A 13,936-nucleotide genomic window follows, 5' to 3' on the forward strand; every position below is an offset into this window, starting at 1 on the left:
ATATAGAAAAGGAGGAAGGAAACATGAAATTACGTGATTTTTTAATCGGTGTTGCAACTGGCTTAGCTGCCGCAGTCATTATTAAAGAAGCTAGTGAAAAAGTTTCTCCATTCGTACCCGCAGGACAAGTACTTGAAAACATAAAAAGAGAATTTAAAAAGGATGCGCCAATTGACGGCTCTTGGATTTTTATGAAAACTGAGGATTATACAAATGGTATTATGACAATCCCAGTCTATCGTGGAGGCATTTCCCGTATGCATGAAGGTGAACTACAAACCTTCGAATTTGCTGCTGATGCACGCTCAGGTGTTGTTGTAGAACTAACAGAAGTATAACTAACAAATGAAGGGGCTATGCAAAAGGTAAACATCTTTTTTGCAATAGCCCCTTCTTTCATTTATTCAGATAAGCCTTTATTATTAAAGTATTTTTTATACTTTCGATAATAGTTTAAGTTATTAAGTGTAAGCTTTGCCCAGCGCTTAGCATTCATATCCTCATTAAAGTATAGTGAGTTTGTATATTTACCCTCACGAATTAATTTCTTCGCCTCTAATTTTAGCTTTTCATTCGATGCATATTTAAAGAGTACGCCCTTTGGAATAACCATCCATAAATGCTTATTCTCCACATAAGTTGTTTCCTGCTCAATATTTAGCATATGATCATCTGCCACATACTTCATTAAATTATGACCGCTTGCTGTGACATAATAGCTGGAGCGACCATTGCGCAAATTAATTTCAAATAGCTTATACTGCTTATCTCGAATATCATATTTCATATCGAAATTCGCAAAGCCTGTATAGCCAATATCCTCTAAAAAGAAGCGTACTTGATCCATTAATTCCTTATCATATGTTGTCACGATGGCTGCGTAACTGCCAATGCCTTCAGGCGAATGCTCCTCAAGTATTGGATTACCTAAGCACATGAGCTTCACTTTGCCATCTTTCCCGACATAAGCATTTAACACGCGCATATAGGAATCATCACCAGGGATAAATTCTTGAATAATCATTGTATCCTGATAGGTTGAGCTATAAATCGCCTTTAAAATAGCTGTTTTTTCTGCTTCATTATAAGCGACAAAAACCTTTTTCTTGCCTGGGAATGTACATGCCCAATACTCTACAGAATTGGACGCTTTTAAAATGATTGGGTAATCGAATGGTGGTGTAAAGTTTTCATAGTTATCAGCTGTTACCGTTGTTGTACCTGGATATTTGAAATTATATTGGTCACACATTTTATAGAAATTTTCCTTTAGTAAAATTTCATCCATTAATGACTCATCAATATACGGAACAGTAAAATGCTCCTGTAGTGCAGGCTTATTTTTAATAATAAGCTTTGCATAATCATCACCACATGCTAATAGTAATAATTTTTTATCCCCATATTGTTTTGCCACCTGTGCAAGTGCAGGGACAAAAACATCTTGTTCATTTAAACGATCAATTTCTTGAAAATGTAAAATATGGCTATCTTGTGTGGCTGTTAAATGAGAACGCCCTAACACAAGCGGTTTAATGCCATACGCCTCGTAAAATGCACGTGCCATACCGTATGCATTCATATCTGATCCTAGTAAAACAGGTAAAAATGGTTGCTCAGTTGCCATGTTTATTTCAACTCTCTTTATAATTTAGTATCGTGTTTAGTGTATCATATTTTCCATATTGTTCACGAACAAAAAAGGCGAGGTATCGACATTTTATGATGCCAAGTACCTCGTCTTGTATTAAAACGTAATAACAGCTTGTCTGCCACGCTCTAGCTTATCTACAATTTCCTTGCCTGTTGCATCCCATTTAATCATACGGTAGTACGCATCATGATAGAAAATAAAGCCATAGTTATTGGCAAGTGCTTCCTTCATAAGACGTTCCTTGGCAAAGACACTTGTCATTGGGTAATCGTCATATGCTAATACCCATAAAGGATTTTGGTGAGCATGCGTTGGCATAATATCAGCCATATGCAATAATACTTCACCATTTTGCGTTAGTTTAATAATGGCATGACCTTCACTATGACCACCTGTATGAATCATTTCAATACCTGGTGCTACCTCTACTGTATCTTCATACGTTTCCACTAAGTGCTGTACAGGCTCCCAGTTCTCTTTCCAATACGTATTTCTGGAGCGAATATTCGGGTTACGCATTTCATCCCATTCAATTTTCGTGACAAAAATTTTAGCATTTGGGAATGTTGGTACAAGGACATCCCCCTCCCAGCGTGTTAAGCCTCCTGCATGATCGAAATGCAAATGCGTCATTAATACAACATCAATATCCGCTGCTGTTAAGCCAAGCTCCTGTAAGCTAGCTGCCAATGAGCCTTCTTCTGTGACACCAAAGTTTCGTAATTGCTTTTCATTTAATTTGTTAAAGCCTACACCTGTATCAATCAAATAGTTTTTCCCCTCATATTGAATAAGAATTGGCTCTGTTGGCAACTCAATTTGATTTTTTTCGTTTACAGGATATTTGCGTGACCATAGCGGCTTTGGTACAACGCCAAACATTGCACCACCATCTAGGCATGTAACACCCCCGTTTAGCCATGATAATGACATACTGTGAAACTGTAACTGATCCATCCATACTCCCCCTACAATTTAGTGATAAATTGCGATTCTAATCGATAAATCGGCTGCCCCTTTGCAGAAAACTTCTGCTCATATTCTGTCATCACATTGTCCTCTGGCATGTTAGCATGTAAATCAAGCGAAACATATTTTAATAACATACCATATTCAGACATACTGATTAATGAATATTCAAACAGACCACGGTTATCCGTTTTAAAATGGATTTCCCCATTATCCACCAAAATCGACTCATATAATTTCAAAAAACCCTCGTGTGTTAAACGTCTTTTAGCATGACGCTTTTTTGGCCAAGGATCTGAGAAATTCAGGTATACACGTGATACATCATTTTTATCAAAGAATTTATTTAAGTCCGCGCCATTTACTTTTAATAATCGTAAATTCGCTGGAGAATTTGCCTCTAAAATTTTCTCTAATGCACAAACAATCACACTATCATAAAGCTCAATGCCAATGTAGTTGATATGCGGATTTTGCAGAGCCATTCCTTTTACAAATTGCCCTTTTCCAGTACCTACCTCAATATGGATGGGATGGTCATTACCAAAAACAGCCTGCCAATTTCCTTTAAAGTCTTCAGGATTTGGAATAATCACCTCTGGATGATTTTCAATCATTTCCTCCGCCCAAGGCTTATTTCGTAATCTCAATGTTTTTCCTCATTTCTTTCTTGTAAAATTATTAATTTTTTATAGTATAACGTATTCCTCTTTAAATCGCATAAAATTATTGCGAAATGTTATCTCCATTTTGTGCTATAACCTGCCATGCTTGTTGCTTCACTGTACAATGAATAGTAGTGCCCTGCTGCATCACTCCAATATAATTACCATCTGTATGGCAATCCACCTGATGCCCCTCTACAACAATATTAAAATACTGTTCTTGTAAAAAGGTAATTTCCTTAAATTTTGTATGCTTGCCAAAAAATACTGTAACAAAGGCGAATAATAACTTTATGGGAGAAATTCCATGGACAATTGTTAGATCAACAAGCCCATCATCTGCCTTAGCAGCAGGAGCAATTTTCATCCCTCCGCCAAAATAAGGCTGATTGCTCGCTGCGACAAACCATACTCGCTGAAAATGCCGTGTTTGTTCAACTGAATGTACTGTTACATTAAAACAATTAAAATGAAATAGCCCTCTTATAACAGCAACAGCGTATGAAAGCTTACCTAGCCCGACTTTATTGAGGTAAAACTTGATGCGAGATGTATTAATAGCTTTTGCTACATATGCATCAAACCCTACACCTGTATTATTAACAAAGATGTCACTTTGCCTATCGCTAGGCTCAATAATGCCAATATCCATCTTTGTACTTGCCATCGCTGTTTTCACATACGCTTCAATTTGATTAGCATTGCGAAAGATTGGAAAATAACGTGCAAAATCATTGCCAGAACCAGCACGTACAACACCGATTACAATAAACTCATTATGTACTATACCACTAACTACCTCATGGATTGTGCCATCACCACCAATAACAATGATTAGCTTTTTACTATGATGTTGCTGTGCCCAATGCTTGGCTATTTTCGTTCCATGCCCTTCATATGCTGTAAAAGCGACTTCATAGGCAATTGTTAGTTGCTGTTGAAGCTGTTGCCAAACCTTTTTTGCTCGACCATTGCCAGCAGCTTCATTCACAATAAATAAAAGCTGCATAGTTAATCCTCTGGTGATGAGTTCGTTTGCTGCCAAATATCGCGATTAAAGGATGTTGTTTGTACATTATTTAAAATGGTTTGGGCAGCGCGAATTTGCATATGCTTCATCGGTGAAGATGCTTTTCGTAAATGCTCAATCCATTCTCCGTAATTGCGGCGATCCACAAAACGTACCCCGAATGGTGAGCCAGGATAGTCAAAATAGCCATTGCGCGTTAACACAACCTTGCGAATAGGCATATTAATATGATCTTGCTTAAATAATTGTGTAAGCACTGATTCCATACGTCCTAAATTAATCGTAGGATTTAGCACTTTTGCATCCTTTGTGCCTACTTTTTTGAGCCAAAAACGATCGCTGCCGCCAACATATACAGCTTGATTTTCAGCCTCTAAAACCGTAATACAAATGCATTCAGTCGGCGACATTAGCACTACATCAAGCTCAATCGGCGCTTTTCTTATTTGTAATATCGGGTAATAAAATAACAAGTAGTTATCTGGTAATGTTTGCAATAACATGCGTAGTAAAGAATCACGCATAAAGCGAGGGTCCACATACGATTTTTCTCGTAATGTTGAGCTCGCCCATTTTATTTGAAAATGGAAAAATTGATCGATAAACATTCGTTTAAGCTCATGAATTGATTGTGGTGCATAGACAATTTTAGGCTCAAATGTTAAGGTTGTTTCCTCCTCTGGAATGATATCCTCATCACTCATCAGTTCATTTGAGATTTCTAATTGTTCTACATCCTCTGATACTTCTTTTTGACGTCCAGCAAATATTTTTTTCAAGAAAGAAAACCTTTCCTTTTCTTCGAAAACATCTGTTTCTGCCTCATTGTCGACATGTTGCCATTCGCTAATATCCTCCCCCAATTCCCACTGACGCCTAATGCGCTCCCATTGGCTTTTCTTTAGGCGGACAAATTGTGTTGGATATCTCGCTAAATCAATTTGATAGCGTGAAATATAATCTTGTAATTTCACCAATTGTGCCATGCAAGGTCACTCCATTCTTCCTTACTTTTGTTGTACTAAAAGAGGCAGTTATACTCATTACATCGACATTTGTTCTACAATGTTCAATATGTAAAATTGTTCAATTGCTGTGTTTATATTTTACCATTAAAAAGAGAACTATCCATATAGAATAGTTCCTCTTCTTTACAAGATTCTCTTATTTTGCATTTATAGCAAGCGGCAGTTTTGCCTCGAAAGCTTGCTGTAATTTACGTGTCCATTCGCCTGGAACTCCAGCGCCAATTTGATGGCCATCCACATCAATGACAGGTGTAATTTCAGATGATACAGATGACACAATTATTTCATCCATTGTAAGAACATCTGCTTTTGTCATTGGCTCTTCAATAACAGGTAAATTAATTTCTTCCGCACATTTTAAAATAACTTGACGTGTAATACCATTTAAGATGAAGTTATTCGCTGGATGTGTATAAAGCTTGCCATCTTTAATGCCGTATACATTTGCGGACGAGCATTCTGTTACGATATCCCCACGATGTAAAATGGCTTCATAGCAACCTTTTTCAGCCGCCTCCTGCTTAGCAAGTACAGCCCCAAGTAAGTTTAACGATTTAATATCACAGCGTAACCAACGGATATCCTCTACAAACGTAGCCTTTACGCCTTTTTCAAAGTTTTCATATGCGCGTTCACCCGCTTTGACATTACCCGTTAATACAGCTGGAACACTTGCATCTGGGAAAACATGATTACGGGAATTAGCACCACGTGTAATTTGGAAATAAACATGCCCTGTATCTAAATTATTTTTTTCAATAAGGTCGTGTAATAATTTGTGTAACACGTCTTTTGTATAAGGAATAACAAGACGAATTTTTTCGGCGCTCGCATAGAAACGATCAATATGTTCTTGTGCTGTAAACATATTTCCGTTATATACTTTAACTACTTCATAAATACCATCACCAAACTGATAGCCTCTATCTTCTGGTGATATTGCAATAGATCCTTCTTCAACAATTTGATCATTCCATAATGAATATGCCATGTTTTGTTCATCCTTTTCGTCTTTAAATTATTTTTTTCCTGCAAGCTCAACAATTGCTTCAGCATAAATAGCTGCTGCCTTTACAAGGTTGTCAATAACGACAAATTCATCCGCACGATGCGCCACATCTGGCTCACCTGGGAATAACATACCAAATGCTACTCCTTTTTTCATCACACGTGCATACGTGCCACCGCCTGTAGATAATAAAGGTGTTGTTGTATCACCTGTTTGACGTCGGTAGATCGCTACCAATGTTTGAATAAATGGATCATCCTCACTAACATAATGTGGCTTTGAATCATCTTGAACATCAAGTGAAAAACCTTTTTCAGCAGCTAAACGTTGTGCAGCTGTTATTTTTTCATCAAATGGATATGACACAGCATAGCGCATACTAATTACCAAGCTGCCACCCTTTTGAACATCATAGCTAACAATTCCAAGATTTAATGTTGTTGGACCAGACATGGCATCCTTAAACTGTAAATCAAGCTGGCTGCCATAATGATCTTGATAAAAAACATCTGCGATAAAATCAACAAATTGTTTACTTGCTTCTGTTGTTACCTCTTGTTGTAAAAATTTTGCAAGATAAACGGCTGCATTGACACCTTTTTCAGGCTCCATTGCATGTGCCGCTTTACCTTTGATAGTTATTATATAGCGAGAGTCCTCTAATAATAAAGAGCCTTCTAGCTGATTTTTGTTCAAAAATGTTCGAAAATTCTGTTCGAATGGTACTACAACATGTTGAACGACTGCTTTTGCAAAATCAGGTACCATATTTGGGCGCTTTCCTGCATTAAATAGTAGTAGCTGTTCTTTCGCTGCATTACCAGTTTGCTGTTGAGAGAACACAAGCTCTGCAATGCCCTTCTCAGCATTAATGAGCGGGAAATCCGCATCTGGTGCAAAGCCAATTGTTGGCATTTCCTCTTTTTTAAAATAGTGGTCGACACAGCGGAATCCTGTTTCCTCATCTGTACCAATAATCATGCGTACCCTTTTTTCTAATGGAATGCCCGCATCCTTGACAAGCTTCATTGCCATCCATGCTGCAATCGTAGGACCTTTATCATCAATTGCACCACGTGCATATAATTTGCCATCCGCAACCGTGCCGCTAAATGGTGGATATGTCCAATCCACTTCATCGCCGATTGGCACAACATCAACATGGCATAAGATTCCTAACAGGTCTTCACCTGCACCCATTTCAATATGCCCAGCATAGTTATCGATATTTTTTGTTTGTAGCCCTTCATTTTGACCCTTCGCTAATAACCATTCTAGCGCTTGTAGCGGACCATCACCAAAAGGTACTTCAGTAGTAATTGTATCCTCATCGAGAACACTCCTAATTTGCACAAGCTCCTGTAGTTCTTGTATTAATTCATCTTGTCTGTCTTTTGCAGCTTGTAACCAATCCATATGATGTACCTCCTTCAATGTCATAACATTATTCTACACCTTCCAACATAGATGACAACTATCTTGCTAACAACTATTTGCAATCGCTTAGACGAACACTACCATATATAGCATGATTTACCCATCTCTCCACAAAATACAGTATAAATTTTATATTTCAATTGTAAATTTCTCTTGTATTCACTAGAAAATCAAGTAGTTTTTCTATATAATAAAGTTATCAGAATAATTGTTCTGATCATCAAATTAGAAAAGGGGATGTCTAAGGCAGCAACTTAAAAGCCTAAGTGCACTCCGCACATATTGTCGTCCGCTAGTCTTTGCCAAGAGAATTAAGATGAAGGAGTGGTTCATTTATGAAACCAACTACTGATCGAATGCTTAATCGTATTAAAGACGTGTACATGTTTATTTTAGACAAAGGAACCGTGTCTACACAGGATTTAGTCGAAGAGTTTAGTATCACTCCTCGCACTGTTCAAAGAGATTTGAACGTGTTAGCCTTTAACGATTTGGTGATGAGTCCAAGTCGAGGCAGATGGACAACGACGAAGAAAAAAGTAAAATTGACGTCTTAGTTTTATGTTACGTAAAACATTGAGTATGGAAAAGGAATGACCTTTCGTCGGGGTCATTCTTTTTTGTCGTTTTGAAAGCTGCTCAATCTTGGATTTTCTTCACTCATTTATTGGGGCTACTCACTCAATTCTGATTCTCTCCGCCCAATTATCAGCACCCGTCGCTCAATCTCAGGCTTATTCTGCACCATTTATCCTTCTTACAATCATTTTCACTATTTACAGTTGCTTTACAATCCGTTAAACTCGAAACATTCTACATCTTGAGAGGGGGATTTTCGATGAAATTATCAAAATTGTTTCATCCATTAGTATGGATTATTTTAGGTGGAACGATTTTCACACGGATTGCGAGCTTTATGGCAATGCCCTTTTTAGCAATTTATTTACATAATGAAATCCAAGCCTCTCCACTACAAATAGGATTGACCATTGGTATTGCACCACTGATTTCTACAGTTGGCGGATTTTTTGGTGGGTATTTAACAGACCGCTTTGGCCGAAAAAGTGTGATTTTACTAACAATTATTGTTTGGAGCCTTGTGTTCTTTGGCTTTGCAACGGTCCATGTTGTTTGGCTATTTATTGTATTCAATGCGCTCAATGGTCTTTGTCGCTCATTTTTCGAGCCTTCTACACAGGCTTTAATGATTGACTTTACACCTGCCGATAAACGCAAACGATTATTTTCATTGCGTTACACAGCTATTAATATTGCCGCTGTTATTGGCCCCATTATTGGTGTCTATATTTCACAATTAGCAAGCCCAAGTATTCCCTTTATGCTTACTGGTATTATGTATATTATTTATGCAATATTTTTATTTTTCGTCTTAAATCATTATCCTATGCAGCAGCAAAAGGCAGTTGTTCAAACAAAAATACTCCATACTTTCACGATTTTGTTAACAAATCGTGTGCTGCTTAGCTTTATCTTTGGTGCTATTTTAATTAATATTGGCTACTCGCAATTTGACTCTACATTGCCGCAAATTATTGAGCTAACAATTGAAGATGGCGCAAAGCTCTATTCGTTATTAATCTCACTAAATGCAGCAGTAGTGCTATTATTACAATTACCAATTAGCATTCTGTCAGAACGTTTTTCCTCATCAGCAATATTATTAGTAGGTGTTGTATTTTTTGCGGCTGGTCTTTTATTATTTGGATTTGCCAACAATTATGCACTCTATATTAGTGCAATGATTATTTTTACAATCGGTGAAATCTTCGCCTTCCCAACAATGAATGTAATGATTGATGAAATTGCACCTGAAACACAAAAGGCTACTTATTTAGGTGCTGCACAATTTAAAAATTTAGGGGGCTTTCTTGGTCCTATTATTGGCGGCTGGCTATTAAGCCATTATATGGATGCCATGTTCCCAACTATCGCCATCCTTGTACTGTTTAGCTGCTTATTTTATAAAGCCAAAAAAGTTGGTCATTAAAAAAGCTCCACTTCTATTGAATTAGTCATAGAAGTGGAGCTTTGTATTATTCTTTGGTAGCTGCAACCTCTGCATAACTAGAATATTGGTCTTTTCCAGCATGTTTGGATTGATAGAGTGCTTGATCTGCTCGCATAAATAAGCTTGTTTCTGTATCTCCGCTTTGATAAATTGCACCGCCTATACTAACGGATAAAATAGACCATTGCTTGCCCTTATATCTGGCTGCTCGTATTTGTGTTAAAATGGCGTTTGCCATTTGTTGCATATGCTGCTCTGTTGCATGATGCAGCACAATGGCAAATTCATCTCCACCAAACCTAACAACAAAGCCGCTATTTTTCACGATCTGCTTTAAAATTTTCGCGGTGTCAATTAGAATGCTATCCCCTTCTGCATGACCAAATTGATCATTGACTTGTTTAAAATTATCTAAATCAACTAACAATAAGCCTAGCATTTTCTTTTTGCGTTTTCTTATTAATTTATCAAGCTTTCTAACGTAAGCTGCTCGATTATAAACACCCGTCAACGGATCGAATGTAGCCAGCTGCATCGTTTTGGATAAAATTTTATTAATTACTAACAGCATAATAAAGGATGTTAGCAAAGCAATCGACAATGTAAACCAAAATTGCCGCGTATTTTTTTGAAGCGCCTCCAATTTTGTAAAATTCCCATACTTTACATAGACAATTCTTTTGGAGGACTCCCCTCTTACCGTTTCCGCTTCATATGGTAAAAAAAGATGTGTTTCACTAAGACCATGATCCAAGGTCTTTTGATATTCAACAGGCTTCATCATTTTTAAGGCAAGCCCAAAATATTGCTGAAACTGCTCTGATTGATCCTGTACTGTAATTCTTTTAGCTTTAGCATTATTAAAAAATATACCACCAGCATTAATTGTTTGAATATCCATTAAATCTGTGTATTTTGCTATTAAATAATTTGCGGTTTTTTCAAAATTAAAGGTTTGAAAGATTGGATCGTCCAATAAATTGATGCCAAGCTCCAATATATATTTTTTATCATGTGTGGCGAGATAACCATATTTTCGGTATTCTCCAGTAGTTGTTGAAATATCAACACCATCTGTATAAAATTCACCACTGGCACGGCGCTCATCCAATAATGCTGAGAAGCGTTGACAGCATTCAGCAAAGTTTAAGCCTAAGTCTTTGTAAAAGGTTGTATAAACGACCGTGTTAGTTTGGTCTAATATGTATATATCCATGCCGATTCTATCTTTCATTTGCTCTAGGTTCCAAGTAGCAATATTCGGATTCTCTCGATAGTAGGAAGCTAAATCTCTCAGCTCCTGCTCTAACTTATCTGAGGTATTTTGATCAAAATAAAATTGTGCTGAATCTACAGCTTGCATATCTGTTAAAATATGACTTTCAATTAAACCTCGATTAATGGCCATTTGTTTTTCGATATCCGCTACTAATATTTGCCTGTTTACATATGAAATAACAGCTACGAGTATAACCGCAAAAGCTATTAAAGATAGTAATAATTTAATACGCAGGTTTTTCATTATCATTGTCCTCTACTTATTTTCGCTATCATTTTTGGGAAACATTAGAGACTGATTGATACCATGACTATATCACCATCGCTCATTTCATATTATACCGTGACAGATGATGCACTGTATAGAAAAAATCCCTCAGTGCTATATAACTAGCACCGAGAGATTTTTATTGTGAATGTTGTAAAAGCTCTAGTTCCTCTGGCGTTAGCGCTCGATACTCACCCAATGCTAGACGATCATCTAACTTTAAGGGTCCCATCGATAATCGCTTTAAGTATGTGACATGTTTACCGACAGCTTCAAACATGCGTTTGACCTGATGAAACTTTCCTTCTTGTATTGTTAGCTCGATTTCTGATTGTTGTGCAGATGTTACAATAACAAGCTTACCTGGCTTTGTTACATAGCCATCATCTAGCTCAACGCCAACAGCAAATTTCTCTACATCATCCGCTGTTACTACACCATCAATTTGTGCATAATAAACCTTTGGCACATGCTTTTTTGGAGATAATAGATTATGGGCTAATACACCATCATTTGTTAATAATAATAAGCCTTCTGTATCTTTATCTAAACGACCGACAGGGAAAGGTTGAAAATGCTGATGTAAAGGCTCCAATAAATCAATGACCGTTTCATCTCGTAAATCTTCTGTAGCAGAAATAACACCAGGCGGTTTATTCATCATAAAATAAACAAACTCTGTATAAATAACACGCTCTCCATATACAGTGACAATTTGTTGATCAGGATCAACATGCAATGCTGCATCCTTTACATAATTACCATCTACTGTTACAGCTTTTTGTTTTAATAGCTGTTTAACTTCCTTACGAGAGCCATAGCCCATATTTGCTAATAATTTATCTAAACGCATAATACCTCCCTATTTTATTCCAAACTTGCTTGTAATACGTGTTAATCGTTCACCTAATAGCTTTTGTGCTAATCCTAAACGTAGCGATAAGAAGCCATAGACTGCAACACCAGCACCTGCACAAATAATCGAGTATAGCAATGCTGATAATTTACTATCAACAGGCCCCATGATGACTTCCAATAGCTTATGTACAAGCAGCACATTAATCGCCATTGTTATTGTCAATAAAACAATTAATGCAACACGGCGCAGCACCAATTCAGAGCGGTAATTTAGCGTTTTACGCAGCACCCACATATTAATAAGTATGGATACACTATAGCCTATAGCTGTTGCCACAATCGCACCATCCGCCTCCAACCAACGAATTAATGGAATATTTAGCGCTAGCTTCACTAAAATCCCTGATAGTAAGCTAAAAACAATCCATTTTTGAAAGTCGATTCCTTGTAATAACGCTGCTGTTACTTGGAATAGTGCAAATAAAATAGCGACAGGTGCATAATGCGCTAAAATCGTTGCACCCATTTCACTTTCAGAATACAACATAAAGTAAATTTCATTCGCCAGTAGCGAAATACCTACGACCGCTGGCAATGTAATAAAGATTAAAATTTGATACGTTTTATCCATTGCATGACGCAGTGCTAAATATTCACCCTGTGTAAAATATTTTGTAATCGTTGGCACAAGCGCCATTGAAAACCCTGTAGCAAGCATAACTGGAATAATCACAACCTTATGGGTCATAAAGTTGATCATTGATAAGTAAGTATCTGTTACCTCAGCTAACCCAATAGATGTCATAGCGCCGTTAAATGTTAGCATATCAACTAATTGGAATAATGGATTAGCTACCCCTACAAATACCATTGGAATCGAATAGGTAATAACCTCTTTATAAATATTCGACATTGGTAGCTGTGTGGAGGTCACACTTTGACTACGCAATAAATTAAATTCAGGCTGATACTTTTTCCAATAATAATAAAGTACAGCTAAGCCGCCAATCGCGCCAATAAAGGCTGCAAACACAGCAAAGGAGATGGCTGTTTCTGGTTTTCCTTGAAAAATAACAACCACGATAAAGGAGCCTGCAAGCAGCACAACAATACGTACAATTTGCTCCACTAATTGTGAAACAGCAGTAGGTTCCATTTTATTATAACCTTGGAAGAAACCACGCCATAAGCTCATAAATGGCACAACAATCAAGGCAAAGCTTACCCAGCGAATAACGGTAGCGATTTGCTCAACAGTAAAAACCTGCTCCTTACTTTTAATAACAAGTCCTGCAATTGGTGTTGCAAGAAAAAAGAGTGCTAGAAACGCAGCAAAACCTGTTACCATCATAATAAGGATGCCCGACTTCATCAGTTTGCGGCCTGATTGATAATCACCCATTGCATTATACTTCGAAACAAATTTAGAAACAGCAATCGGCGCACCTGAAATCGCAATGGCTAGCATAATAGAGTAGGGAATGTAGGCATATTGATAAAGCGCAATATTTTGCTCACCTACAATTGCATAAAACGGAAAAATATAAATTAATCCGAGTACCTTCGATAAAAACATTCCCATTGTTAATATCGCAGTACCTTTCATTAAATTGGACATCATACCCATCCATTCATTGTAAATTCAATATTTTTATCGTCACATTTTCACATCATTTTGTGCTAAGTAAACCAACTGTAATCTTACCATAAT

The 13,936-nt window shown here is 37.1% G+C and carries 13 protein-coding genes; 3 read left to right on the plus strand and 10 right to left on the minus strand.

From position 1 onward, the window contains the following. Positions 1-23 precede the first annotated feature (23 nt). A complete protein-coding gene (locus tag ACIQVU_RS06545) occupies positions 24-338 on the plus strand; it encodes a hypothetical protein (RefSeq protein WP_340806971.1) in 315 nt (104 codons plus the stop codon). Positions 339-400: 62 nt separating this feature from the next. Here ACIQVU_RS06545 and ACIQVU_RS06550 read toward each other — a convergent pair whose 3' ends face one another. From ACIQVU_RS06550 to pepV, 7 genes are all read right to left on the minus strand, one after another. Beyond that, entirely contained in the window at positions 401-1,627 is a 1,227-nt protein-coding gene (locus ACIQVU_RS06550) for a carboxylate--amine ligase (RefSeq protein ID WP_340806972.1), read from the minus strand. A 120-nt stretch (positions 1,628-1,747) separates the two neighbouring features. After that, positions 1,748-2,611, minus strand: a complete 864-nt coding sequence (locus tag ACIQVU_RS06555; RefSeq protein ID WP_340806975.1) for a YtnP family quorum-quenching lactonase — start codon at positions 2,609-2,611, stop codon at positions 1,748-1,750. 11 nt (positions 2,612-2,622) lie between these two features. After that, positions 2,623-3,273: a tRNA (guanosine(46)-N7)-methyltransferase TrmB gene (gene trmB / locus ACIQVU_RS06560; RefSeq protein ID WP_340806976.1), complete on the minus strand. Its 651-nt coding sequence runs from the start codon at positions 3,271-3,273 to the stop codon at positions 2,623-2,625. 76 nt (positions 3,274-3,349) lie between these two features. Further along, positions 3,350-4,297, minus strand: a complete 948-nt coding sequence (locus tag ACIQVU_RS06565; protein ID WP_340806978.1) for a diacylglycerol/lipid kinase family protein — start codon at positions 4,295-4,297, stop codon at positions 3,350-3,352. 2 nt (positions 4,298-4,299) lie between these two features. After that, positions 4,300-5,304, minus strand: a complete 1,005-nt coding sequence (locus ACIQVU_RS06570; RefSeq protein ID WP_340806980.1) for an NERD domain-containing protein — start codon at positions 5,302-5,304, stop codon at positions 4,300-4,302. Between the two features lie 178 nt (positions 5,305-5,482). Next, entirely contained in the window at positions 5,483-6,337 is an 855-nt protein-coding gene (gene dat / locus ACIQVU_RS06575; protein ID WP_340806982.1) for a D-amino-acid transaminase, read from the minus strand. Between the two features lie 27 nt (positions 6,338-6,364). After that, a complete protein-coding gene (gene pepV, locus ACIQVU_RS06580) occupies positions 6,365-7,771 on the minus strand; it encodes a dipeptidase PepV (protein WP_340806984.1) in 1,407 nt (468 codons plus the stop codon). A gap of 356 nt (positions 7,772-8,127) precedes the next feature. Here pepV and ACIQVU_RS06585 point away from each other — a divergent pair, with 356 nt between their 5' ends. After that, complete coding sequence (locus tag ACIQVU_RS06585; protein ID WP_053996610.1) at positions 8,128-8,349, plus strand: DeoR family transcriptional regulator; 222 nt, start codon at positions 8,128-8,130, stop codon at positions 8,347-8,349. Positions 8,350-8,630: 281 nt separating this feature from the next. After that, on the plus strand, positions 8,631-9,800 hold the full coding sequence (locus tag ACIQVU_RS06590; RefSeq protein ID WP_340806990.1) for an MDR family MFS transporter: 1,170 nt from the start codon (positions 8,631-8,633) through the stop codon (positions 9,798-9,800). Positions 9,801-9,846: 46 nt separating this feature from the next. Here ACIQVU_RS06590 and ACIQVU_RS06595 read toward each other — a convergent pair whose 3' ends face one another. From ACIQVU_RS06595 to ACIQVU_RS06605, 3 genes are all read right to left on the minus strand, one after another. Continuing rightward, positions 9,847-11,343, minus strand: a complete 1,497-nt coding sequence (locus tag ACIQVU_RS06595; RefSeq protein WP_340806992.1) for a GGDEF domain-containing protein — start codon at positions 11,341-11,343, stop codon at positions 9,847-9,849. A 163-nt stretch (positions 11,344-11,506) separates the two neighbouring features. After that, positions 11,507-12,220 (minus strand): pseudouridine synthase, encoded by a 714-nt coding sequence (locus ACIQVU_RS06600; RefSeq protein ID WP_402894493.1) that lies wholly within the window; start codon positions 12,218-12,220, stop codon positions 11,507-11,509. Positions 12,221-12,229: 9 nt separating this feature from the next. Next, positions 12,230-13,843, minus strand: coding sequence for a putative polysaccharide biosynthesis protein (locus ACIQVU_RS06605; protein WP_340806995.1), 1,614 nt, complete (start codon positions 13,841-13,843; stop codon positions 12,230-12,232). Positions 13,844-13,936 lie beyond the last annotated feature (93 nt).

The organism is Lysinibacillus sp. NPDC098008, from assembly GCF_044760715.1.
Taxonomy (GTDB): domain Bacteria; phylum Bacillota; class Bacilli; order Bacillales_A; family Planococcaceae; genus Lysinibacillus.